The following is a 24,715-nucleotide window of genomic DNA, read 5'->3' as shown; positions in this document are numbered from 1 at the left end:
ACGGGTGTGCACTCCCCTGCGTGCGCGCCCACCTAAAAGTTAAATCAATAACAATATTGGATGAGGTGGACTATGAACAAGACAATACTGGCGCTGGCAATCCCTGCGCTGCTGCTCTGCGGCTCAGCCCAGGCAATCGATCTGTACAACGATGATACCAATAGCTTTGGCATCAGCGGATGGCTGGGTTTCGCCGCCTACAATGATGGCCACGAGACCTCGGTAATTGACGACACGTCAAGGATACGTTTGAGCTTCGAGCGTAAAGAGCGCAACGGCTGGACCGCCTATGCGGTCACCGAATGGGGCATCAACATGGTCACCAGTGATGACAATCTGGTGCTACAGGGCGGCAGACTCGCCGCAGAGAAAACCGATGACTTCCTTAACAACCGCCTGGGTTATGTCGGTCTGTCCCACGATACCTGGGGTAGCCTGACCTTCGGGAAGCAGTGGGGCGCCTATTATGATGTGGCCGGTACCACTGACTTACCCAATGTCGTGGCCGGTTATGCCGTCGGCGCTTACACCTTCGGCGATGGTGGCCTGACGGGTACAGGGCGCGCCGATGCCGCATTCCAATACCGCAATGACTTTGGCCCGCTGCATCTGGCACTGCAATACGCCGCCAAGCAAGATGGTGAGGTCTCGGTACAGGACAACAATGGCGAACCACTGGCCAACTCTGAACTGGACTTTGATTCCAGCTACGGTGCCAGCCTGACCTACAGCGTCACTGACAAGTTCAAACTGCTGGCCGGCTTCAACCGTGGTGATATCGATGGCCACCTGGAAGGCAGCGAACTCAAGGTGACCAACCAGATAGTAGGCATAGGTGCCATGTATGGCGACTATTATCACTATGCACCCAACCGTGAAGCCAGCGGTTTGTATGTGGGTTTCAACGCCCACAAGAGTGACAACAACGAACTGGTTGGCGGTGAACTGTACGACGCCACCGGCGCCGAGCTGATGGTGGCCTACCAATACGACAACGGCTTTGTGCCCATTGCCATGCTGAGCTACCTGGATCTGGATACAGATCAGCATAGCGCCATTCAAGGGAACTGGCGCCGCCAGTTTGCCATGGTGGGTCTGCACTATAGATACAGCAGAGACACTGTAATGTTCTTTGAGGCCAAACTGGACTTCAGCGACATGGATGACCCGGCCGAAGATGCCGCCCAGGACAATAACTTCGCAGTGGGGATCAACTACTTCTTTTAACTGAACTTCTATAGCGGCACACTCCCGCTCCATTGCTGGCAGTACCCTTTTTGCCAGGCACGCTCGGCCACCCTGACCCCACTTCCTTCCAGGGTGGTTTTTTTTACTTGAAACCGAAAAGATTGGCGGGAGATATGCCCCCAGGCTCCACTCAAAACGACCGGCATCATGGCGCATTTCTGGAAAGCTTACGCCTAAACCGTTAGGATACTTGCCATCCCGCGGCTTCAGTGGACGCAGCCGCGCCAACGTAAAAAAGTAGCCAAGGTCATGCCCGCCAAACCATTACTCGCTTACTACCAGGATTGCTATAAGGAAGATTGTGTCGACCTTAATCTGTGGCACCTTGGCAAACTAAACCAGGAAGACAGGCTATTTATTGAGGGCGAGGATTCGCTGCTTTCAGGCTTCCTGCCAAGACAGCCAATCGCCCATGAAGCCGGGGCGCAGCTCCTGCCCAGAATCGCCATGTACCAGCGCGAGCGCCAACTGCTCTATGTTTCCCATTTCGTGGTCGGCCAGCTAAAGGAAGAGGGGCAGACCCGCACTGTACTCAGCCCTCTGGTTTTTAAAGAAGCCCAGTTGGAAGAGGATGACGGCAGCTTCTATGTTTCCCTCAAAGAGGGGGCCCTGCAGATTAACGAGCCCTTGCTGCGGCTGTTGCTGCCGGAAGACACTATGGAAGCCGGCTTTGACGCCATCTTCGCTCCCGAGCACCCCGACAGCTGGACCTCGCTGTTGAGCCAGAGCCACCAGAACATAGATACCCTGGGACTGCTGGGATTCCCCAAACTGACAGGCTATGACAGCCTCGCCCGCCTGACCCGCAAGCGTAAGTTAACTCTGGTGCCGGCATCGGCACTGGTGTTTCTGAAACGCCCCAGCGCCAGTCGCGGCATTCTGCATGAGATCTCTGCCATGATGAATGCGGCCGAACTCTCGGCGCCGCTGCAGAATCTGATGGGAACACAACTGCCACCCAAGGCCGAAGCCAAGCGCCGCCTCAAAAGCCAGTACCTGCCCTGCCTCTTGTCCCGGGCACAGCAGCAAGTGCTGGAGATAGGCGCCGGCCACAGTCTTGGCTGCGTTGTCGGGCCGCCGGGAACAGGCAAGAGTTATACCATAGCCGCCGTCGCGACCGAACATATGGCCCGGGGCGAGTCTGTGCTGATCGTCGCCAACAACGAGCATGCGCTCGATGTCATTAACGACAAGCTTGAGAGTCAGTTCGGGCTCAAGGACATCAGCCTGCGGGCGGGACAAAAGGCCTTCCTGAAACAGCTGAAGGATTATCTCAGCAATCTGCTGGACGGCTATCATTCACTTGAGCACACACCCCCGCGGCAGTTGGAAAGCCAGCTCAATTTATTGAACCGGCAACTGGACAACTCAGAACGCCGGCTGCTGCGATTTTTACGCCGCGCCATTCGCCGCGGTCAAAGGCTGCACAAACTGGAGCGCTCACAGCAGCGCTGGTTGTTGCAGCTCTATCTTGCTCTGTTTGGCCACAGCATGGAAAACCTGAGCCAACATTGGGACACTCTGGATGAGTTGAACGATAGCCTGACAACCAAAGAGGCGCTGGCGGCCAAGTTGCTGCAAAATGTCAAAGCCAGCCGGGTCGCCGGCTTGCTGAACAACCACAGGCAACAGCTGCAAACTTTCAATCAAGCGATTCGTTCCCGCACCTCACAGCGGCAGTTTGCACTGTTCGATACCTTGGATTACCAGGTGTTGCAGCAGGCGTTTCCCATCTGGCTAGTGAGCCTCAACACCCTTCACAAGGTGTTGCCGTTGCAGCGGGAGCTATTCGATCTGGTTATCTTCGATGAAGCCAGCCAGAGCAATATCACCAGCGCTTTACCGGCGCTGTTTCGGGCCAAACGGGCACTGGTGGTCGGCGATGGCAAGCAGCTCAGGCATATCTCTTTCCTGTCCCGCAGCAAAGAGCAGGCGTTGCAACAACTGCATGGCGTGTCCACAGCGCAATCCGGCATCTGCAGCTATCGCGATAAATCGATTTTGGATCTGGTGGCCGAGCAGATAGCCTCCCAGCAGCAGGTCGCTTTTCTCGATGAGCACTTTCGCAGCGCTCCCGAGCTTATCAGCTTCAGCAACTCGCAGTTTTATCAGCAGCGGCTACGGATAATGCAGCACAGACCCTGTACCAGCAGTGGCCATCTGCATCTGCACTCAGTGATGGGCGAGCGCAGTGAACAGGGAGTCAACCAGGCTGAAATCAGTGCACTGTGCAACCTGATAAGGCAGCAGATAGACAGCTGCGAACAAGCGGGAATGACCAAGTCGCTGGGAGTGTTATCGCCTTTTAGGGCTCAGGCCGATGCGCTGGCCGATGCTTTGTTCAAACAGTTTTCCGCCACCGAGCTGGAAAAGTATCGCCTGCGGGCCGACACCCCCTTTGGTTTTCAGGGAGAGGAGCGCGACATTATGTATCTCTCCTTCGCCGTTGACCCACAGAGCAAGAGAGCCGCGGTATATCTCAACCGCGAAGATGTGTTCAATGTAGCCATTACCCGCGCCAGGGAACAACAGCACCTGTTTGTTTCGGTAGCGGCCCAAGAGCTGCCGAGCAACTCACTGCTGCGCCTCTATCTGGAATCCAGCCGTCAATTCAATGCTCGGCACAGGCAAAATGACCAGTTGGATCAGTTTCAGCGCCAGCTTTGTGACGCCTTGGCCGGGCACAATATCGAAACCTGGCCGGGCTATGAGATAGCCGGCACAGAGGTGGATATCCTCTGCCGCTGGCAGGGGGAGTATCTGGCGCTGGATCTCATCGGCTTTCCCGGCCCCTGGATGGACTTCTTTGAACTGGACACATACAAGATACTGCAGCGGGCCAAGGTGCCCATGTTGCCCATCAGCTATGGACTCTGGTTGAAGAATCCCGGTGCCTGTATCGAGCGCATTCGCAGTAAGCTGACTCGGGAACCCCAGAGTTAACAATCATCAGAAGCGGTTTTGGCGGCCGCAAGCGAACCCAAACGGGGATGACGCAGCAGCAGTAACCATAAGGTCATCCCCAAACAAAGCACGCCGGCCCAAAACATGGCGACCCCAAAGCCGGCGGCAACCGCCTGATGATTTATCGCTGCTATCCCACTCGGATCAAACTGTCCCCCACTTTCAGTCTCTTTGGCCGTGTAGATGACCCGGCTCATCAGAGTGCCCAAGAGGGCGATCCCCAAGGTCATACCCGTCTGCCTCACGGCATTCATGGTGGCCGAAGCCATGCCCGAGCGCTGAGCTCCGACACTGGCCATCACCAGCTCACTGGTTGCCGGTACCGCCAGCCCCATTCCCAAACCAAGCAGGGCAAGATAGCCCGCCGTCAGAAAATAAGCCGTTTCCCCTTGCAGGTTTGACAGCAACATGAGCGCCAAAGCCATCAATCCATACCCCAGATTCATCAGTCGCCTGACTCCAAAGTTCGCCGCCAGGCGGCCAAACCCCATGGCCGCCACAGCCATGGCGATAAACTCGGGCGCCATCCGCCAACCGGCCTCGGCAGCATCCCAACGCTGCGCTTCCTGAAAAAACAGCGACATAAAAAACACGCTGCTGTAGGCAGAAAAGCCCAACACAAAGGAAGCCGAGTTATAGCAACTAAAGTCCCGCTGCCGAAACAGCTTCAGCGGCAGCAGTGGCCGCGGCGCCTTAAGTTCAACCCGGATAAAGACCGCAAACAAAATGGCGGCCAACAACAGCGGCACCAAGGTGTGATAACTCAACCAATCATGCTCACCCAAGCCGATAAGGCCATAGGTCAGTCCCCCAAGGAAGAGTATGCTGAGCAACTGCCCGGCAAAATCCAGTGCCGCCTGTTCCGGGTCGGCACTCTCGTCCAGCCCCCAAGCCCCCAGCAGTAATGCGATGAAGCCTATGGGGACATTGATCCAGAAAATACTCTGCCAACCCACATGCTGCACCAGCAAACCGCCGACTATCGGCCCCAGTATCAGAGACAGGGCGCTGACCGATGACCAGATGCCTATCGCGCGGGTGCGGGCGCCAACGTCAGAAAAGGCGTGGGTCAACAGAGACAGGGCTCCCGGGATAACGGCGGCACCGGCAATCCCTTGAATCACCCTTCCCAGGAGTAACAGCCACAGAGAGTCTGCCATAGCGCAGGCTATTGAACCCAGAGTGAACAGCACGACCCCGCAGAGCCACAACAACTTGCGGCCAAAACGGTCCCCCAGCGGCCCGGAAGAAAGAATTAAAGCCGATAAACACAGGGCATAGGCGTTCACCACCCATTGGGAATCCGCCATGCTGATTGCCAACTCCTGTTTCATGGTCGGCAGGGCAACATTGACTATGCTGATATCCAGAGTCGCCATAAAAGTGCCCAGACAGATGGCCGCAAGCAGAGCGACCTGACGCAGAGAAGACATGCTGTTCCTCCTTGAAACTTAGCAATTGTTGAGAATAATTCTCAATATAGATTTCGACCGACCGTCGGTCAATGACATTTACAATCACTGGATGGTCGGCATCTGGCCTTGGATCAGCACTTTAGGTAGGATGAATGCCGATTCCGACCTAAGGAAGGTGCGAACAAATCCTCGTGGCCTTCTCTTTTGTAGAGAGTGGCTTGCACAGCAATTGGCGTTCAAGGCATCTGACTGAAGGCATGCCGGGGCCTGTCTAAGTCGGATAACGCAGAGAGCCGGTTGCTGTGAAAGCCCCGAAGGGCGTGGCTTACAAGCCTGCCTGCTGTGTTGTGCTTCTTGCAAAGGACTAGGGCCATTTACTGCAAACCACGCCTTGCATTCAGGCCCCGTAAGCCGACGCAGAGTACACATGGGATTTGTTCGCACCTTCCTAATGCACAGGGGCTTGATTCACTCGGCGAGTATGAAAGAATTTGGCGGCCAATCGGCCAAGAAAAACATTATCCTGGCCGACGCAGTTTCCTGGCAGATCAAACTTCTTATATTGAGTGGTATGGCTAATGACAAATAACAGCACCCCGGGAGCTCCACGTACCAAACCGGCCGAGGTTCGTCTCGATGAACTCATGGATGCGGCCCAGAAGTTATTTATTGAGAAGGGGTTTGAAGCCACTACAGTCAGCGACATAGTGCGCGAGGCCAAGGTCGCCAAGGGGACTTTTTACCACTACTTCAATGCCAAGCCGGAGATACTCTCGGCTCTGCGGCAACGCTTTAGCCGGCATTTTGTCGAGCAGGTGCAACTGGCAATGGATGCCTGCGATAGCGATGACTGGCCGACACGACTGGATGTTTGGTGCCGGGCCAGTGTCAACGCCTATCTGGCCGGTATAGAGCTGCACGACCTGCTCTTCCATGACAACTATTATCACGGTCACGGCAACAGTGAGCGGGATCGGGTGTTGGCGCAGATTATTGAGCTTTTGCTAAGCGGCAAGCGCCATGGCGCCTGGCAGTTGCAAAGGCCTGAGCTGAGCGCCATCATCCTCTATCACGGCATGCATGGCGCGGTAGATAACGCCATGCATAACGGCATCAAGGACCGCCAAGCGACGGCGCAACAACTCGGCGAAGATCTGTCACTGGAATTCCGGCGTCTGCTGGGATGTTAGCCTACGCAGCCCTTGTTTAGAACAAAGGCTTGCTAGCGCCCTCTATCGTCTTGGTTTTTACTTTGATTTCTTACTCTGGCCCTGGCTTTTACCCTGACTTTTACCCTGAGTATGGCTCTGAGCATGGCCAAAGACAGGCCTGGCTCCGGGTCTGGCTTTGCCACTGCCGGGCTTGGAGCCTTTAGCTGTTGCCACTTTGCCTGTTGTTGTGTGGTCGCCGCCCTTGCCTTTTCCGGCCTTGTTACCGCCTTTGGCCCCTTCGGTTGGCTTACCCTTGGCGGCTTTGCCGCTGCGCTCTGCAAACTGATTGTCGCTGAAACGGGTGAGTCCCTGGCGGCCCTTGTCGGCCCCCTTGCGGTTATGCTTACCGGCCCAGGCTTCGGCGCGGCCTTCCGGGGGCACCAGATGCTGTGGCCCGGTGCCGATAAGATGCTGTTTCCCCATGGCGATAAGCGCCTCGCGGATCAGCGGCCAACCTGCGCTATCGTGATAGCGCAGCAAGGCCTTATGCAGTCGCCGCTGGCGCCCTTTCTTGGCCACCGGTACCTCTTCGCTGCTGTGTTTGACGTTTTTCAACGAGTTCAGCTCTGTGTGGTAGATGGTTGTGGCATTGGCCATAGGCGATGGGTAGAAGTTCTGCACCTGATCCAGCTTGAACTTACGCTCTTTGAGCCACAGCGCCAGGTTGAGCATGTCCTCGTCCGTGGTGCCCGGGTGAGCCGAAATAAAATAGGGGATCAGATACTGCTGCTTACCCGCTTCGGCCGAGTATTGGTCGAACAGCTCCTTGAACTTGTCGTAGGTGCCCATACCTGGCTTCATCATCTTGGATAAAGGCCCCTCTTCGGTATGTTCCGGTGCTATTTTGAGATAGCCGCCCACATGGTGCTTGGCCAGCTCTTTAACGTAACGCGGATCTTCAATCGCCAGGTCATAACGCACGCCGGAGGCGATCATCACCTTCTTGATCCCGGGAACATCCCGGGCGGCGCGGTAAAGATCTATGGTGTGCTGATGATCTGTGTCCAAATGGCCACAGATGCCGGGAAAGACACAGGATAAGCGCCGACAGGTCTTTTCGGCCTTTTCGCTCTTGCAGCCGAGACGATACATGTTGGCCGTTGGGCCGCCGAGATCGGAAATCACCCCGGTAAAGCCAGGCACTTTCTGCTGTATATCTTTAATTTCTTTGATAATGGATTCTTTCGAGCGGCTCTGGATAATCCGCCCTTCATGCTCGGTTATCGAACAAAATGAGCAGCCACCGAAACAGCCTCGCATGATATTGATCGAGGTCTTGATCATGTCGTAGGCCGGGATCTTGGCCTTGCCGTAAACCGGGTGTGGCACCCTGGCGTAAGGCAAGTCGAATACCGCATCCATCTCATCTGTGTTGAGCGGCCAGGCCGGTGGGTTGACCCAAACACCACGGTCGCCGTGGGGCTGGAACAGGGCTCTGGCACAACCTGGGTTTTGCTCCTGATGCAAAATCCTCGATGCATGGGCGTACAGGTATCTGTCTTCACTCACCCGCTCGAAGGCCGGCAGCAACACATAGGTCTGCTCCCAGGGCCTTGGCTTGGGTGGCTGCACACTGATGGGCTTGGGAGCGTCGTTGTCGAAGATCTTCTTGTCGGATGGCCCGGACAAGTTCTGGCAGCCGACATCATCGGCGCCATAGGGATTGGGGATGGGGTCAATTTTGTGCAACTGATCTATCTTGCGCGAGTCCATGCCGCGCCATTCTGGCAGTGGCTCTTTTCGGATAACCGCTGTGCCGCGGATATTCTGCATCTGCGCCATGGTTTCACCCTTGGCGAGACGGTGCGCCACTTCCACCAGCGGCCGCTCGGCATTACCGTAGATCAGGATGTCGGCCTTGGCATCAAAAATCACACTGCGGCGCACTTTGTCGGACCAATAGTCATAGTGGGCAATCCGCCGCAGGCTGGCCTCGATACCGCCTATGACCACGGGCACCTCTTTAAAGGCTTCCTTACAGCGCTGGGTATAAACAGTCACGGCGCGATCCGGGCGCTTGCCGCCTTCATTGCCCGGGGTATAGGCATCGTCGTGGCGCAGTTTACGATCGGCCGTATAACGGTTGATCATCGAATCCATATTGCCCGCAGTGACCCCGAAAAACAGATTCGGTTTACCCAGGCTCATAAAGGCCTCTTTGCTGGACCAATCCGGCTGCGAGATGATCCCCACTCTGAATCCCTGCGCTTCCAGCAAACGGCCAATCACCGCCATGCCGAAACTGGGGTGATCCACATAGGCATCGCCTGTCACCAGGATCACATCACAGCTGTCCCATCCCAGTTGTTCCATCTCCTTGCGGGACATGGGCAGAAAGGGAGCCGTGCCGTAACACTCGGCCCAATACTTGGGATACTGAAATAAGCTGGATTCGACTTGCATTTGAGACTGACCATCAGAGGATTCGACACACGGCAGCCACGCTGCCTCAGGGCCGCGGAGTATAACAGGCTAACCTGGTTAAGTGTGACTAATTTTTCACCAACTGCCGACTATTTGTGCCCCTTGTTTGTGCCTGCAAGCCAAGGCCCTACTAGGATTGTGGCTTCTCTCGGGTTCAGAGCAACAAGCGCCCCACATACTGCCAGAGGTTAAACAGCGCCAGCACGAGTATGCTTATCCAGGTGAACAAGGTGCCGAGAAAACGGCCCGGGTGGTAACCGCCCTTGCCTTGGGTCAGACCTATGGCATGCAGCAATCTGGCCACCAGCCAAATCGTCCCCAGTAGATGTAACCAAACGCCGGCCATGCCGTTGGCTTCGGCCAGCACTAAAAGCAGCAAGGCTATTGGGGCATTTTCCAGCAGGTTACCGTGCACCCGGTTGGCCAAATGCAGTGCATCGTTGCCGCCATCGCCCAGGCCTATCTTGTAAGCACGGCGCAACCGCACCACCCGGTAAGCCAAAGCCAAGACCAAAAGCCCCGTCAAGGCGGCATAAAAACCCGATATAAACAATGACATAAGTTCTTTTATCTCCTTTTAAAATTCTCTGTTCAGCCTTGGCTGATGCGACGCTGTCCAAGCGCAGCCAATCAACCTTAACGCAACAAGCTTGCACTTAAGCTCACATAAAGGAAATAATTTTTAAAATGTCATTAACCAGATTCTGCCCCCTTGCTGTAGAATCCGCGCGGGCAAAAAGCCGTCCATCCAATCAAGGGCACAGTGGGAAACCGAGTGGATAATCAAGAATTCATTGAAAAGCGCCGTTTTATCATCAAGTTGGGCAAGGCTCTGCATAAGTTCGGCACCCCGGCTTATCGGCTCGAAACCCACTTGCAGACAGTGGCCAAGACGCTCGGCATCGAAGGCTATTTTCTGATCTCCCCCACTTCGATGACCTTTGTGCTGCAACACGATACAGATCAGGAATACAACCATGTTGCCAGGGTCAAACCCGGCGAGCTGGATCTGGGGTCGCTGGCCCGCACCGACGCCTTAGTGCAGGAGCTGAGCCTGGGGCAACGCAGCCTGAGTGAAGCGCTGGAACGGCTGGATGAGATAGCCAACAAGCCCAATCCCTATGGCCCCATGTTAACCCTGGGCTCCTTTGGTACCTCGGCCGCCGCCTTTGCCATGCTGATGGGCAGCAGTTGGAATGATGTGTTCTGGTCGGCCTTGATAGGCATGCTGGTCTATGGCTTGGTATTCAGCGCCGAACGCTCGCGGCGGATGGCCGAACTGCTGGAGCCTCTGGCCGCCATGCTGGCCGGTTTCGCCGCCTGTGGCCTGGCGCAACTGGATGCCGGGCTGAATATCCCCGTGGTGGTACTGTCGGGGATCATCGTCTTTATTCCCGGCCTGGCGCTGACCCTGGGCCTGGCCGAACTGGCGGCAAGGGATCTTATGTCAGGCACCATGAGGATCATGGATGCGGTAATGCTGCTATTCAAACTCTACTTCGGCGCCGTACTCGGCGTGGCAATAGGCAATGCCCTGTTCGGCGAATCCCTCTATATTGAGCCCATGCCGTTGCCTCGCTGGGCCATCTGGTCGGCGGTGCCCATCCTCTCCATGGCGCTGGTGTTCATCTTCAAGGCCAGGCTCAAAGATGCCCCCTGGGGCGTACTGGCCGGCATTGTGGCCTTCTTCTCCGCAATGTTCGGCGGCCTCTATCTGGGGGATTCTCTGGGGATCTTCTTCGGCGCCCTGGCCGTGGGTATTTACGCCAACCTGTTTGCCCGCTGGATGAAGGCACCGGCCTCCATAGCTCTGCTACAGGGGATAGTCATCCTGGTGCCTGGCTCCAAGACCTATATCGGCCTCAATGTGCTGATCTCGGGTGAAACCATGTTGAACCAGTCGCATCTGGGGTCGCAAATCTTTCTGATATTTATGTCACTGATCGCCGGGCTTATCTTCTCCAACGTGGTGGTACCGCCGAGAAACACCCTCTAAACGCTGCTGCCGTGGGCATTCGCGCCGGAGGGTGGTAATTTATTACAAGCTAAATCATTACTTTATTTCGAAGGTCGCCTTGACTAACCGCCTATTCGGTTGTGTTATTGAAGTGTGAATATCAGCCCGATATTCACTACCGAGAGGAGGCAGTCTATGGCAACAAGCCGCAGTGTCTTGCTTCTGGCAACCCTGTTTGCCAGCCTCTCCGTTTTGGCCGAAACCGGCACCAAAGGCGATAGCACCACCTCGTCTTCCCAAGGCCAAAATCCACTCCCTGAGCGGTTCAGGGTTGGCAAAATTGTGGTGGTCAGCAACCCAATTTTCGACGAGTCTGCCGACAACGCCATCTTCCTGCACAATTGGGCCAACGCCTTGCATATCAATACCCGGGAGTCGGTGATCCTCAATCGCCTCAGTATCCAGGAGGGGCAGGAAGTGACCCCAAAGCAATTGGAAGAAGCGCAGCGAATTCTTAGGCGTGAAGCCTATCTCAGAGACGCCAGGATCTCTGTGGTCAAGGCCGACCCGAGTGCCGATCAACAGCCTGATGGTGAAACCTTGCTGGTGGAAACCTGGGATCAATGGTCGCTGCTGCCCACTATCAGCCTGGGGCGCAGCGGCGGCAACAACAGCTTCTCCGTCGGGTTGAAAGACGACAATATTCTGGGTCTGGGGATCCGCACCCGTTTGAAGTATCAATCCGACGAGGACAGAACCGGCTACAAAGTCGCGTTCGAAATGCCGCTGAACATCATCAAAAATGCCACTGTGGCGGCCAACTTCTATGACAACAGCGATGGTCAGGCCAAACAACTGTATTTCGACAAGCCTTTCTATACCCTGGACGACACCCGGGCCTACGGTGCCGAGTATCTGGATGAAGACAGAATCGACACCATTCGCCAAAACGGCCTGGACATCAACGAGTTCGATGAAGAGATCCGCTATCGCAACCTCTACTGGGGCTTTATGTTCGCCAAAGAGAACCAGAGTCGGCAAAGATTACGCCTTGGAGTCACCCAGGATAAGCACAGCTTTCACGCCCTACCTCAATACCCGCAGCAGCCCTTGCCTCAGGACAGAGACTTTCTCTACCCCTGGGTAGAATGGGAGTACCTGCAGGATGACTTTCGGGTGCTGACCAATATTCACCTGGTCAACTATAACGAAGACTTCAACCTCGGCTGGCATCACAGCGTTAAATTGGGGCTGGAAACCAAAGACAGTGATAGCCTGGGTTATCACCTCAACTGGCGCAGCAGTCGCGGCTATTTTGAGGGCAAGGAGCTGCTATTGCTGGCATTTGGCGGTGAAGCCACCCTGGCCACCCGGCAACGGGACTTTTATCAAGTGAATGTTGCCGCCGAGTATTTCTATAAGTTCACCCCCAAGTGGACCGCCTATTCCAAGGTGCGGCTGTCCAACTCCAACAACAACTATATCGACCGTCCCTTTGCGCTGGGGGATGAAACCGGCATTCGCGGTTATCCCAACGACTACCAGCACGGTGACAATCAATGGCTGCTGACCGGCGAAATCCGCTATTACCCCAATATCAACCTTTACCAACTGGCAGAATTGGGCTGGGCCGCCTTTATCGATGTCGGTCAGGCCTTTGGGGGTGCCATGGCCAATGACAACGAAGTCTCAGGCCCCATAGGCTCTATCGGCATAGGTGCCAGAATCTACTCTTCCCGTTCCAGTTATGGTCATGTCGCCCATATCGATTTCAGCGTGCCCTTTACCCGGGGCGAGGAAGTGGACGGCTGGGAATGGCGCTTTCAAGTGAAGCAGAGTTTCTAGGCTGACTCTGCCACCCCAGCGGCAAACTCTGCACTAAACTTGAAGGGTCACAGCAACCTGGACCTGACATGAAAAAACTCCTTTCCTCCGTACTGCTCGGCCTGTCGTGCCTGATATCGGCACAGGCAAGCACGTTGAAAATCGCCTTTTTTGATTTTGCGCCATACAGCTTTCAGGAAGAAGGAGAACTCAAGGGCGTCATGGTAGAGATGACTCGCCTGGCCTGCCAGCGCTGGGAGGAAGGCTGCCAACTCAAGCTGTGGCCCAATCGCCGCGCCAGGCAACAGATGAACTCGGGAGAAACCGGTGCCATGGGGCTAGCCTGGGCAGATTATCGCACCTCACAATACTATTTCTCGGTCCCCCTGTTGCAGTCTGAATATGGTTTCTTCAGCCTCAAGGCACTGAGTTTGAAGCAGATGCAGCAGCTATCGGATCAGCGTGTGGCAGTATTCTCACCATCCAATACCCACAATGCCCTGCAAAAATTGAATCAGGAACTGATCCGGCAACAAGTTCCCCCCATGCAGGTGGTTACCTTTCCACAAAGCGATGAGTTACCACTGAAAATGCTCGCCAGAAAGCGTTTTGATGCCTATTTTGTCAACCGGGATGTCGGTCGCTGGTACGCAGGGAAACAGGGGATTGAAGGCTTGGACTATCTACCCAGCCAACCCAAGACTTACTACTGTCTGGCATTCGATATCCGTCATAATGACCGACAGACCATAGCCCGCTTCAATCGGCTGTTGTTGGAGTTGCAGCAGGGAGAAGCCTGGCACCAGTTACTGCAGCGCTGGCAGGTTGAACCGGCCCAATGGCAGCCTGAGCAAGCCCAAGCCATGAACATTCCACTCGAGTAGAAAAGCAAAAGGCCGCCCGTGATAACACGGACGGCCTCGTTTTATTTGGTGAGTTGGCCTATAAGCCGGGTCCTGTTCTCCCGAAGGAGCGGCAGTCATTCCTCTAGGCCTGCAATCGCTCACAGGCTCAAGCAATCTACCCGGTTCCAACGCGAGCCACGCATTAATTCCGAAGAATAGTGGAACCCTATTTGATCTTGCTCCGGGTGGAGTTTACCGTGCCGCGAACTGTTACCAGCCGCGCGGTGCGCTCTTACCGCACCCTTTCACCCTTACCGGCCCGAAGGCAGGCGGTCTACTCTCTGTTGCACTGGTCGTCGGCTCACGCCGCCCAGACGTTATCTGGCACCCTGCTCTATGGAGCCCGGACTTTCCTCCCCGTTCTTGCGAACGCAGCGACTGCCCGGCCAACTCGGCGCGGATTATAGCCCATAGCGAGCCTCACACCAAGGCATTTCCTTACCAGCCCAGCTCCAGCCCTTTTTTATAGAGAGCGTTTTTCTTCAACCCATGGATCTGTGCCGCAATGGCGGCCGCCTTCTTCAGCGGTAATTCATCACAGAGTAGTTTGAGGGTATCCAGCGCCGCGGCGGGCGTTTCGTCTGCTTCTTCACTGACAAAACCGTGCAGCATAAGCACGATTTCACCGCGCTGCTGGTTGGCATCGGCTTCTACCTGCGCCAGCACTTCGGCCGTGGTGCCGCAGAGGAAGGTTTCAAAGGTCTTGGTCAGTTCCCGCGCCATCACCATCTGCCTATCCGGCCCCAGGACCTCCACCAGCGACTTGAGGCTGGGCAGAATTCTGTGGGGAGACTCATAGAAAATCAGGGTGCGCGGGTCTTCCCTAAGCGCCAGCAGTTTATCCTGGCGCCCTTTGTCTTTGGCCGGCAAAAAACCTTCAAACGAAAAGCGATCCGAGGGCAAGCCAGATGCCGACAGCGCGGCAATGGCGGCGCAAGGGCCAGGCAGCGGAATCACCGGATAACCGGCGGCGCGCACATGGGATACCAGGTGATAGCCGGGATCGGAAATCAGCGGCGTACCGGCATCGCTGATCAGCGCTATGGCTTCACCTTCGCCGAGGCGTTCGACAATCCACTGCGCCCGGGCACGTTCATTGTGGTCATGCAGCGCTGTCGTGCGGGTGTCTATGCCGAAGTGACTCAGCAATTTACCGCTGTGGCGAGTGTCTTCACAGGCGATCAAGGCCACCTGATTCAGTACTTCCAGAGCCCTGGGGCTCAAGTCCCCTAGGTTGCCTATGGGAGTGGGAACTATATACAGCGCGACCGACAGGTCCATAACTACCTCGGAGATGAAAGTGCCGAGACTTTCGTCAGGCACAATAGAAGGTTAAACTAGAGCCAGCATCTTACCAGAGTGAAGCCCTGTGTTAAAAAGCCTGAATAGAGTTAAATACATTTCTGCTGCGATTTTGCTTGCCAGCCTGTGGGGCTGTAGCAGCACGCCATCGGCAGACAAAGATCAGCTGGCCGTCGTTTCTCTGGTCAGTGCCCCGCAAGCCCCGGCCGAGTATTTGGCATTTGCCGCCAAGGCGCCCAGCAAGGAAAACCGCGAGCGTTACCTGCTGTTGGCCGCCAATGCTTACCTCAAGCAAGGTGATACAGATGCCGCTGCAGATATTCTGCGTTCAATGCAGGCCGGGCTGAGCCCGGTGGATGAAATCCAGGCCGAGCACCGTTTTCTCTGCGCCCGCCTGCAAGAACTGACCGGCAAAAACGCCGAGGCCCTGAGCACCCTGAATTACCCCGGTAATTGGCAACTGGCCGATTGGCAATGGGCCAGTTATCACCAAGCCCGTGCCCGACTATTTGCTGCCAACCAGCAACCCGTGGAGCAAGTGCGTGAGTTGAGTAAGCTCAGTCAGTATCTGCCGGTGAAGGCGACCGGCGAGGTTAACGATGAAATTTGGCAATTGCTCAAGCCACTGCAGGAAGAAACCCTGCAGAGCTTTGCCGCTCAAGAGAGCGATGCCGTATTTACCGGCTGGCTGCAGCTGGCTTATCTGGCCAAACACTACGCGGTGGATCCCTCAAGCCTGATCCGCCAGCTGAGTGATTGGCAGAAACGTAATCCTTATCATCCTGCGGCGGTACAGTTGCCTTCGGATCTGCAGCTGGCGCTCAGTGCCAAGCCATACAGACCCAGCAATATCGCCGTGCTGCTACCACTTTCGGGCCCAAGAGCCGGGGTCGCCAACACTGTGCGTCAGGGCATACTGGCCAGTTATCTGAGCGACCCGGACAGCAATGTCAGCCTCAACTTCTTCGACACGGCCCAAGGTGCCGACAAAGCCTACCAGCAAGCGCTGCAGAGCGGCGCCGAATTTGTGATCGGCCCGCTGCTGCAAAACGAAGTGGAACAGGTGATGGCGGCCCAGCAAGCTGCAAAGACAGATACCCCGCCGCAACTGTTTCTCAATCAAATAGATAAGCTGCAACCGCAACAGAATAAGTACTACTTCGCCCTGTCTCCCACTCAGGAAGCCAGCGATGCCGCCAGACGCATGTATCAGGATGGCATACAGGTGCCACTGCTGCTGGCCAGCAATGATGCCGTAGGCCAACGTATGGCCCAGAGCTTCAAGCAGACCTGGATGGAGCTGACCGACAGTGATGCCGAGGTTCACTTCTATGATAACGGTGACAAGATGCGCGAAACCGTGGAAGAAGCCCTTGGCGTGACTGACAGCAAGGCGAGGATCCAAGCCATTAAGGCACTGCTGGGCAGTAAGGTGAAGGCCGACTTCCGCTCCCGTACCGATATCGATGCCATCTATATGATCTCGGGGATTCAGGACTTACCGCTGCTGAAACCCTTTATCGATGTCAACTTTAGTGTCTTTGCCGAGCAGGTGCCACTGTATACCAGTAGCCGCGCCCGTCAGGAAGACAACGCCAAGCAAACCGCGATTGAACTGAACAATATCACCATCAGTGATATCCCCTGGTTGCTGCAGGCCAGTGAAGAAACCGAAGCGGTCAACAAGTTGTGGCCCACTTGGGGCAATGCCCAAAAACGCCTGTATGTGATGGGCTATGATGCCCTGCAGCTGGTCAATCGTCTGGCCCAGATGCATGCCTTCCCCGGATACCAGTACAGTGGCCGCAGCGGCCAACTGACGGTGAGCCCGGATGGCGTGATCGATCGTCAGCTCAGCTGGGCCAAATACCAGCGCGGCGTTTTGCGGCCACTGTAAGCCAGCTTATGGATCTGGGACAGGAAGGCGAGCGTCTGGCTCGCCGCTATCTGGAACAACAGGGCCTGACCTTTGTCGAACAGAATGTGCGCTACAATTTCGGCGAACTGGACTTGGTGATGAAACAGGGCAGCCAATGGGTGTTTGTTGAGGTAAAATACCGTTCACCCAGCCGATTCGGTGGTGCTTTGCAGTCATTGAGCCAGGCCCAGATAACCCGGCTTCGCAAAGCCGCCAGCCAGTATCTGCAGCAACACAGGATCAATGCCCCCTGTCGCTTCGATCTACTGGCCATTGATGCCGGCAAGGTACAATGGCTACAGGACGCTTTTTAGTAAGCGCTTAACCCGAAACAAATTTACACTTTAATGCCTGAACAAAGCCCCCGGCCTATGGCATGATAGCAACACTTGATAGTGAAGGACTTATCCATGTTAGAACGTATCAAAGACAGCTTCACCGAGTCGATTCAGACCAAGATTGACGCCGCAGAGGCGCTGCCAGAGTCTATCGCCAAGGCCGCAGAAATGATGGTGCAATGTCTGTTGGGTGGCAATAAGATCCTTGCCTGTGGTAACGGCGGCAGCGCCGGTGATGCCCAGCACTTTTCAGCCGAGCTGTTGAACCGCTATGAAGTGGAACGCCCACCTCTGCCGGCCATAGCTCTGACCACAGACACTTCTACCCTGACGGCCATCGCCAACGACTACAGCTACGACGAAGTGTTTTCCAAGCAGATACTGGCACTGGGTCAACCCGGTGACATACTGCTGGCCATTTCCACCAGCGGTAATTCAGGCAACGTCATTAAAGCGATGGAAGCCGCGCTGAGCCGGGATATGACCATAGTAGCGCTCACGGGTAAAGACGGCGGCGCCATGGCCGGATTGCTGAGCACCAATGATGTGGAGATCCGCGTCCCCTCCAATGTCACGGCCCGCATTCAGGAAGTGCACCTGCTGGTTATCCATTGCCTGTGCGACAACATTGACCGCACCCTGTTCCCGCAGGACGAACATCAATGAGACGTCTGCTGCCCCTGTGTCTACTGCTTACCAGTTTGACCGGCTGTGCCGGAGCCGTAATGGTGGGTGCAGTTGGCGGCGCCATGGTGGTTAACGATGAGCGTTCGCTCAAGACCCAGTTGGATGACACCAATGCCGATTTTCGTATCTCCAGTGTACTGGGAGCGGAAGATGATCTGAAGAATCAGACCAATATCACCGGGGTCAGCATGAACGGCAATGTGTTGATGATAGGTCAGGCGCCCAACTCCATGCTCAGGGACAAGGCGATTCGGCTGGTCAAAGAGCTGCAACTGGGTGGCAAGATCCACAATCAGATCCGTATCGGCAACCCAACGTCCTTCACTACCCGCAGCAACGACACCTGGATCACCACCAAGGTCAAGGGTCGGATGCTCAACGACAAGAATCTGGATGTTACCAAGATCAAAGTGATCACAGAGAATGGTGAAGTCTTTCTGCTGGGCCTGGTCGAGCGTGAACAAGCCGACCTGGCAGTAGAAATTGCCCGGAATACCGCTGGAGTACGTAAGGTTATTAAGGTGTTCGACTACGTCACCCCTTAACGCCCTTTATATCGAGTCGAACGAGAGCCGGTCACACCGGCTCTTGTGCTTTCAGCTCGCGGGCTTTCATCAACTTGGCGATGGCGGGCAGGCACAAAGTCGGCAGCACCACCAGGGCAGCCCCTACCCAGCTCAAAGTATCCAGCCACTCATCGAAAAGCAGCCAACCGAGGAAGACAATAAAGATAAGCCCGCTGTATTCGGCTACGGCAATTTCACTGGCCTTGGCCCTGCGATAGGCCAGGACACAGAACCAGTTATATGCCAGCAGGAAGGCATTGGATAACAGCGCCACTCCGAGCAGTGGCCAGCTCAGCCCGGCCAGTTGTTGCGACAGTGCCACCAGCAAGATCAGCGGCAAACTCAGCAGGTTGTAACAGAGCAAAGTCAGACTGGCCGCCTCTGTACTGGGCAGCTTGCGCAGGCTCATCTGGTTCAAGGAGAAGGTAAAGGCCGAAACCAGCACGGCAATGCCGGCCAACTCCAACTCGCTGGGCCTGAGGATCAATAAGATACCGGCAAATCCCAGCGCCGCAATACCCCACTGCAACGGCGTGATCTGTTCTTTCAGGAATACGGCACCTAACACCATGATCATCAAAGGCGCCGAATAGAACAGTGAACTGACAGTCGCCAAGGGCAGCGCCATCAGACCAATAATCAAAAAGAGCGCGCCAACAGCTCCTGTGTTGGCACGCCAAAGGTGGATCTTAAAATGAGAAGTCCCCGGGCGACCGGCCTTGAGCCACAGGGGCAGCAACATAAGTACCGCTGTTACCTGGCGCACCAGCAGGAAAGTCGCCGCATTGGCATCATCCGGTAACCACTTGACCGACACGTCATAAAAAGCGCTGAAGAGATTTCCTACGGTCAATAAAATCAAACCGATAGCAACGGTTCTCTGCATCTTGGTTATCCTGAACGACTCTCAATCGGCGGCATCATATCCGGGTTAAAAACCAAACTGAAATGATGTTTTTTGCGCATAAATGAATTAAATTCATACTAAATTTCCGGAAAGAATAGCCGATGCGAAAACTTCCCCCCTTGAGAGCGCTGCAGGTATTCGAGGCAGCTGCGCGCCAGAGCCACTTTTCCCGCGCCGCCGAAGAGCTGTGCATCACCCAGAGTGCCGTGTCCCACCAGGTCAGATTACTGGAGGAACACTTTGGCGAGCCCCTGTTCCAACGTCAGGGGCGCAGTCTCAAACTGTCACCCAAGGGAGAGATCCTCTACGGGGAACTGGAGCGAATATTCAACGAGCTGGCTGACCTTGGCCGTTTGTTCGGCGAACCCAATCGCGAGCTGAAACTGGCGGTTTACAGCTCTTTTGCAGTTAAATGGTTGATCCCCAGACTCAGCGACTTTCGCCGCCGTCACCCTGAGGTGCAGATCAGGCTGGAGATGGTGACTCAAGATCCCGAGCTCAGCGACAGCGTGGCCGATCTCTTTATCAGCGGTGGTCTCAAACGACGGGGATACTGGCAGACTGTGCTGCACAAAGAACGGCTGATTCCGGTTTGTAGCCCACAGTTACCGCCCAGAGCCGGGCAGATAACGATTCAGAGTCTGCAGCAGTATCCGCTGTTGACCGTGGATGAAGGCCCGCTGGGACTGGACTGGAACCGTTGGGCCGAGGCCAACGGTGTGACTCTGACAGCCAATCACAGGCAGCATATTTTCAGCCATGTGTTGATGGCCATTGAGGCCGCGATTGCCGGTCAAGGCATAGCACTGGCGTCTGACTTTATGGTAGAGGACGATATTGCCAGTGGCCGTTTGATTGAGGCCGAACTGCCGGACGTGCATACAGGGTTTGAGTTCACTTTTTGCTGTAAGGAGCGGCGCCTCAAAGAACCGGCGATAGCGGCCTTTGCCGATTGGCTGATGTTGATGGCAAGCCAGCCACAACCGCAGTAACTCGAACGCAGCCACAAAAAAGCCGACCTTGTAGGTCGGCTCTCAAGATTGGCTGATTTACACCAGCAAGCCTATCTTCTCATAAACTTTCTTCACTGTGACTTCGGCGCGGGCCTGGGCCTTCTCGGCGCCCTGCTTCATTACCGACTCCAGGAAGGCGCTGTCTTCGCGGAATTCACGGAAGCGTTGTTGCAGTGGCTCCAACATTCCGACCACGGCTTCACCGGCGGCCACTTTCAAATGGCCATACATCTTGCCTTCAAACTCGGCTTCCAGTTCGACTATGCTCTGGCCTGTCACCCCGGACATCAGGCTCAGCAGATTGGATACCCCAGGCTTGTTGTCTATGTCGAAACGCACCACAGGCGGCTCATCGCTGTCGGTCATCGCCTTTTTCAGCTTCTTCATCACCGCCTTGGGATCTTCCAATAGGCCGATGACATTGTTGCGGTTGTCATCTGACTTGGACATCTTCTTGGTGGGATCCTGCAGCGACATCACCTTGGCACCCAGCTCAGGGATAAAAGGCTCGGGCACTGTGAAGGTGTCACCATAAGCGTTGTTGAAGCGGGTGGCGATATCCCGGGTCAATTCCAGATGCTGTTTCTGATCCTGACCGACAGGGATCTCATTGGCCTGGTACAGCAGGATATCGGCCGCCATCAGTACAGGATAACCGAACAGACCCACGTTGATATTGTTGGCGTGTTTTTGCGACTTGTCCTTGAACTGAGTCATGCGGCTCAGCTCGCCCATCTGGGTATAACAGTTCAAAACCCATCCCAGTTGAGTGTGCTGCGGCACCTGTGACTGAATGAACACTGTGCTCTTCTTGGGATCGACACCACAAGCAAGGTACAGCGCCAGAGTATCCAGGCAAGCTTCACGCAAGGCATTGGGATCCTGGCGCACTGTGATGGCATGCAGGTCCACCACGCAATAGAGGCAATCATGGCTGTCCTGCATGGCTACCCACTGACGCAGGGCACCCATGTAGTTACCTATGGTCAACTCGCCTGAGGGCTGGGCACCGCTCAATACTATGGGTTTGGGACTGCTCATGAATTTCATTACTCCGATTGCTGTGGCGGCAAATGCGCCAAAATTTGCTCAAAATGATCGCATACGGCATCTGGGCCGCAAAGCCCAATATCTTCACCGTAGTTGTAGCCATAGGTCAAGCCGATTGAGGCAATACCTGCGGCTTTCGCCGCCAGAACGTCGTTGCGGGAATCGCCCACCATCAACATCTGCTGAGGCTGCAACTGCCATTTATCCAGCAGGTGGGTCAGCGGCAAGGGATCCGGCTTCATCTTGGTGAGTGAATCGCCGCCGAGAATTTCACTGAAAAACGACTCAATACCAAAGGCCTGCAACAGAGGCACAGTAAAGCGATAAGGCTTGTTGGTGACTACCGCCAGCTTGAAACCTCGTCGCTGCAGGGTGCCAAGCACGGACTCAACCCCGGGATAGAGCTTACTGTAACGCTCGAGGCAGGCCTCATAGTGCCTCATAAATACCGGCATGGCATCGGCCATGACAGAGGCATCCGGCTCATCGCCCAGGCTCGAGGTCAGCGCCCGGCGCATCAACATCTCTGTGCCATTGCCAACCCAGCTGCGAACCTGGTCTTCAGTGCAACCACGCAGTCCCATATCGGCCAAGGTTGCCTGGGTCGCAGCGGCCAAGTCCGGCACACTGTCCACCAGAGTGCCATCCAAATCAAAGGCGATCGCACTGATACTGCTTGCGATCATAACTTACACTCCTGCCAGTTCACTGCGCATCTGGTCGATAACCGCTTTATAGTCCGGTTGGCTAAAGATGGCAGAACCGGCTACAAACATATCGGCACCGGCGGCGGCGATTTCGGCAATATTGTCCACCTTAACCCCACCGTCGACTTCCAAGCGGATATCGCGGCCACTCTCATCGATGCGGCGACGCACTTCGGCCAGTTTGTCCAGTGTCGATGGAATAAATGACTGACCACCAAACCCTGGGTTGACCGACATCAGCAAAATCACATCCAGCTTATCCATCACATAGTCCAGGTAGTGCAGTGGCGTGGCAGGGTTGAAAACCAAACCCGCCTTACAGCCATTGTCGCGGATGAGTTGCACTGTACGATCCACATGCTCGCTGGCCTCTGGATGGAAAGTGATGATAGAAGCCCCCGCCTTGGCAAAGTCAGGCACTATGCGATCGACCGGCTTCACCATCAGGTGCACATCGATATCGGCGGTAATACCATAGTCACGCAACGCCTTGCAGACCATGGGGCCTATGGTCAGGTTAGGTACATAATGGTTGTCCATCACATCGAAGTGAACCACGTCGGCCCCCGCATCCAATACGGCTTTAACATCATCACCCAGGCGGGCAAAATCGGCAGACAGAATGGAAGGAGCAATAAGATATGGGCGCATAGCATTCTCACAGGATGTTTAAGAAGTCGCCTATTTTACCCGCCAAGGCGCTCGGGCTCTATAGCCTGGCGCCCATTTCTGCCGTTGAAAAGCGCCATAAGTTGGAATAAAGTTGTTACTTGGTAAAAAGCTGTTCAATTTATCAACGGCTTTGTTATAATTGACCGATGTCACATTTGGGATTGGAACAGGATGAACCAGAAACCGCAGGTTTTCACACACAGCATCAAGTCAGCAGTCATACTCGCTGTCGCCGCTGGCGTGGTGGGAGCAACTGCCGTTGGTTTCCAAAGCCTGGGTTCTTCCAGCAATAATCTGGCCTGTAGCTGCAGCCAGGAAAATGATTACAATCCCAACCTGCCTTCCAGCCATCCCAATAATCGCTGTGCGACTCAGGAAGATGATCTGAGCTGGAAGAGTTGGCTCAGCGGCAAGAGTCGTTCGGGTCAGTTCCATTTTGTTGACTTGTTGGAGTTGCTGCACGGCCATCAACGTAAACCGGTTGATGATATGGCTCCGGCGAATTCCAATAACGGTTTCTAGATGCTTGGCCGCTACTGGCGTTACCTTTACAGTACGCTGGCAGCCTTCTTCGGCGTGCAGAGTGAGTCCAATCGCGTCAGGGACTTCAGCGCCAATTCCTCACCTCTCCCTTATATCATCACGGGCGTGTTGCTGGCCGCACTACTGGTACTAGGTCTGTTGCTGCTGGTAAATCGAGTACTCGCCTGATTACTTTGGCAAAGATGACTTTCAGTCGTTCTCGTTGTGATAGGTTTCGTCGTACAGAGCCATCAACTCATTCACCTTGGTTCTGGTGCTGCCTTTCTGGCTGATGTTACGTTGAACCTGTATCGCTTCCATTCTCGAGCCGTGATAGAGCTCGCGGGTCAACGGAATATCATGGTTGCTGATAAGCACAGGAATGCCACGCTCAATGGCGGTATGACGGGAATGCCTGGCCAGCAGTGCCTGGTCATCCAAAGAGAAGCCGGCACCGACATAAGTGGTAAAACTGGCGGTTGTCGATAAAGGTGCGTATGGCGGATCGCAATAAATCACGTCACCGCTTTTAGCCAGGGCAAACGCCTGCTCGTAGCCAATGCAGCGAAACTCGGCATTTTGTGCCTTGGCAGCAAAACCGCGGATCTCTTTCTCAGGGAAATACGGCTTCTTGTAGGAACCAAAGGGCACATTGAATGAGCCTTTACGGTTATAACGACACAGACCATTAAAGCCGTGGCGGTTGAGATAAAGAAAATAGACTGCCCGCTCGAAGGGGTCACGACTGCGATTGAATTTTTCTCTGACCAGATAGTATTGCTCTTTATCGTTCATCCGCGGTACAAACAGTTCCGCAGCCGCCCCTATGTATGCTTCCGGACGAGTCTGAATGATGGAGTAAAGATCGATCAGATCGCGATTGATATCGCACAACAGATAGCTCGGATAATCTGTGTTGAGAAACACAGAACCGGCACCGACAAAGGGCTCAACCAAGCGCTCACCCTTGGGCAAGTGCTGAGTCAGGGCATCAACCAGTTTAAATTTACCACCGGCCCACTTAAGAAAGGCTCTTTGTTTTTTCTTCATTAAAATTGATTGGTGCCCGGAAAAACGAAAGTGAG

Annotated in this window: 22 protein-coding genes and 1 other RNA gene; 13 read left to right on the top strand and 10 right to left on the bottom strand. The window is 55.1% G+C overall.

Translation table 11 applies throughout. The annotated features are described in order from the left end of the window. Positions 1-72 precede the first annotated feature (72 nt). Together ACSHSR_RS01635 and ACSHSR_RS01630 are read left to right on the top strand one after the other, a co-directional pair. On the top strand, positions 73-1,227 hold the full coding sequence (locus ACSHSR_RS01635) for a porin (protein ID WP_144191263.1): 1,155 nt from the start codon (positions 73-75) through the stop codon (positions 1,225-1,227). A 270-nt stretch (positions 1,228-1,497) separates the two neighbouring features. Then, positions 1,498-4,191: a DEAD/DEAH box helicase gene (locus tag ACSHSR_RS01630; protein WP_219012375.1), complete on the top strand. Its 2,694-nt coding sequence runs from the start codon at positions 1,498-1,500 to the stop codon at positions 4,189-4,191. Here ACSHSR_RS01630 and ACSHSR_RS01625 read toward each other — a convergent pair. Continuing rightward, positions 4,188-5,645, bottom strand: coding sequence for an MFS transporter (locus ACSHSR_RS01625; RefSeq protein WP_115389409.1), 1,458 nt, complete (start codon positions 5,643-5,645; stop codon positions 4,188-4,190). The genes ACSHSR_RS01630 and ACSHSR_RS01625 overlap by 4 nt on opposite strands. Before the next feature lie 560 nt (positions 5,646-6,205). Between ACSHSR_RS01625 and ACSHSR_RS01620 the strand changes: the two genes are divergently transcribed. Beyond that, on the top strand, positions 6,206-6,817 hold the full coding sequence (locus ACSHSR_RS01620) for a TetR/AcrR family transcriptional regulator (protein WP_221055700.1): 612 nt from the start codon (positions 6,206-6,208) through the stop codon (positions 6,815-6,817). Positions 6,818-6,874: 57 nt separating this feature from the next. Here ACSHSR_RS01620 and ACSHSR_RS01615 read toward each other — a convergent pair whose 3' ends face one another. Continuing rightward, positions 6,875-9,241, bottom strand: coding sequence for a YgiQ family radical SAM protein (locus ACSHSR_RS01615; RefSeq protein WP_479631187.1), 2,367 nt, complete (start codon positions 9,239-9,241; stop codon positions 6,875-6,877). Positions 9,242-9,416: 175 nt separating this feature from the next. After that, complete coding sequence (locus ACSHSR_RS01610; RefSeq protein WP_025011611.1) at positions 9,417-9,821, bottom strand: MAPEG family protein; 405 nt, start codon at positions 9,819-9,821, stop codon at positions 9,417-9,419. Between the two features lie 216 nt (positions 9,822-10,037). Here ACSHSR_RS01610 and ACSHSR_RS01605 point away from each other — a divergent pair, with 216 nt between their 5' ends. The 3 genes from ACSHSR_RS01605 (at position 10,038) to ACSHSR_RS01595 (ending at position 13,927) form a co-directional block, all read left to right on the top strand. Then, positions 10,038-11,258: a threonine/serine exporter family protein gene (locus ACSHSR_RS01605; protein ID WP_215794111.1), complete on the top strand. Its 1,221-nt coding sequence runs from the start codon at positions 10,038-10,040 to the stop codon at positions 11,256-11,258. Positions 11,259-11,414: 156 nt separating this feature from the next. Beyond that, on the top strand, positions 11,415-13,064 hold the full coding sequence (locus ACSHSR_RS01600) for a BamA/TamA family outer membrane protein (RefSeq protein ID WP_025889320.1): 1,650 nt from the start codon (positions 11,415-11,417) through the stop codon (positions 13,062-13,064). A 68-nt stretch (positions 13,065-13,132) separates the two neighbouring features. Next, entirely contained in the window at positions 13,133-13,927 is a 795-nt protein-coding gene (locus ACSHSR_RS01595) for a substrate-binding periplasmic protein (protein WP_082052759.1), read from the top strand. Positions 13,928-13,972: 45 nt separating this feature from the next. On the opposite strand, the gene rnpB is transcribed toward ACSHSR_RS01595, so the two are convergent. Together rnpB and rsmI are read right to left on the bottom strand one after the other, a co-directional pair. Further along, positions 13,973-14,342: RNase P RNA component class A (gene rnpB, locus ACSHSR_RS01590), an RNA gene on the bottom strand. Between the two features lie 44 nt (positions 14,343-14,386). Continuing rightward, complete coding sequence (gene rsmI, locus ACSHSR_RS01585; protein WP_028780979.1) at positions 14,387-15,229, bottom strand: 16S rRNA (cytidine(1402)-2'-O)-methyltransferase; 843 nt, start codon at positions 15,227-15,229, stop codon at positions 14,387-14,389. 88 nt (positions 15,230-15,317) lie between these two features. Here rsmI and ACSHSR_RS01580 point away from each other — a divergent pair, with 88 nt between their 5' ends. The 4 genes from ACSHSR_RS01580 to ACSHSR_RS01565 all read left to right on the top strand — a co-directional run bounded on the left by ACSHSR_RS01580 (position 15,318) and on the right by ACSHSR_RS01565 (position 18,738). Beyond that, on the top strand, positions 15,318-17,147 hold the full coding sequence (locus tag ACSHSR_RS01580; RefSeq protein ID WP_479631186.1) for a penicillin-binding protein activator: 1,830 nt from the start codon (positions 15,318-15,320) through the stop codon (positions 17,145-17,147). An 8-nt stretch (positions 17,148-17,155) separates the two neighbouring features. Further along, the gene (locus tag ACSHSR_RS01575) at positions 17,156-17,482 is read left to right on the top strand and encodes a YraN family protein (protein WP_129980059.1); all 327 of its coding nucleotides are present in this window, start codon (positions 17,156-17,158) and stop codon (positions 17,480-17,482) included. Between the two features lie 96 nt (positions 17,483-17,578). Next, positions 17,579-18,172 carry a phosphoheptose isomerase gene (locus ACSHSR_RS01570; protein WP_028780981.1) on the top strand — a complete coding sequence of 198 codons (594 nt, stop codon included), beginning with the start codon at positions 17,579-17,581 and terminating at the stop codon, positions 18,170-18,172. Beyond that, complete coding sequence (locus ACSHSR_RS01565) at positions 18,169-18,738, top strand: BON domain-containing protein (protein ID WP_025011605.1); 570 nt, start codon at positions 18,169-18,171, stop codon at positions 18,736-18,738. The genes ACSHSR_RS01570 and ACSHSR_RS01565 overlap by 4 nt, the downstream gene beginning before the upstream one ends. A 31-nt stretch (positions 18,739-18,769) precedes the next feature. Here the strand turns inward: ACSHSR_RS01565 and ACSHSR_RS01560 are convergent, their stop codons facing one another. Continuing rightward, positions 18,770-19,645: a DMT family transporter gene (locus tag ACSHSR_RS01560; protein WP_044733485.1), complete on the bottom strand. Its 876-nt coding sequence runs from the start codon at positions 19,643-19,645 to the stop codon at positions 18,770-18,772. A gap of 122 nt (positions 19,646-19,767) precedes the next feature. Here ACSHSR_RS01560 and ACSHSR_RS01555 point away from each other — a divergent pair, with 122 nt between their 5' ends. Continuing rightward, positions 19,768-20,658, top strand: coding sequence for a LysR substrate-binding domain-containing protein (locus ACSHSR_RS01555; RefSeq protein WP_107353278.1), 891 nt, complete (start codon positions 19,768-19,770; stop codon positions 20,656-20,658). Between the two features lie 57 nt (positions 20,659-20,715). Here the strand turns inward: ACSHSR_RS01555 and trpS are convergent, their stop codons facing one another. The 3 genes from trpS to rpe are packed head-to-tail and all read right to left on the bottom strand — an operon-like array spanning position 20,716 to position 23,087. After that, positions 20,716-21,720: a tryptophan--tRNA ligase gene (gene trpS / locus ACSHSR_RS01550; RefSeq protein WP_479631185.1), complete on the bottom strand. Its 1,005-nt coding sequence runs from the start codon at positions 21,718-21,720 to the stop codon at positions 20,716-20,718. A gap of 8 nt (positions 21,721-21,728) precedes the next feature. Next, on the bottom strand, positions 21,729-22,415 hold the full coding sequence (locus ACSHSR_RS01545) for a phosphoglycolate phosphatase (RefSeq protein WP_037475295.1): 687 nt from the start codon (positions 22,413-22,415) through the stop codon (positions 21,729-21,731). 3 nt (positions 22,416-22,418) lie between these two features. Further along, positions 22,419-23,087 carry a ribulose-phosphate 3-epimerase gene (gene rpe, locus ACSHSR_RS01540; protein ID WP_025011600.1) on the bottom strand — a complete coding sequence of 223 codons (669 nt, stop codon included), beginning with the start codon at positions 23,085-23,087 and terminating at the stop codon, positions 22,419-22,421. Between the two features lie 192 nt (positions 23,088-23,279). Here rpe and ACSHSR_RS01535 point away from each other — a divergent pair, with 192 nt between their 5' ends. Continuing rightward, the gene (locus ACSHSR_RS01535) at positions 23,280-23,630 is read left to right on the top strand and encodes a hypothetical protein (RefSeq protein ID WP_025011599.1); all 351 of its coding nucleotides are present in this window, start codon (positions 23,280-23,282) and stop codon (positions 23,628-23,630) included. After that, the gene (locus tag ACSHSR_RS01530; protein WP_025011598.1) at positions 23,631-23,819 is read left to right on the top strand and encodes a DUF2970 domain-containing protein; all 189 of its coding nucleotides are present in this window, start codon (positions 23,631-23,633) and stop codon (positions 23,817-23,819) included. A 21-nt stretch (positions 23,820-23,840) separates the two neighbouring features. On the opposite strand, the gene ACSHSR_RS01525 is transcribed toward ACSHSR_RS01530, so the two are convergent. Beyond that, complete coding sequence (locus ACSHSR_RS01525) at positions 23,841-24,680, bottom strand: Dam family site-specific DNA-(adenine-N6)-methyltransferase (RefSeq protein WP_071237680.1); 840 nt, start codon at positions 24,678-24,680, stop codon at positions 23,841-23,843. Positions 24,681-24,715 lie beyond the last annotated feature (35 nt).

The organism is Shewanella sp. VK101, from assembly GCF_056497865.1.
Note: the sequence above shows the minus strand (reverse complement) of the source record. Positions and strands in the feature narration are given on the sequence as shown.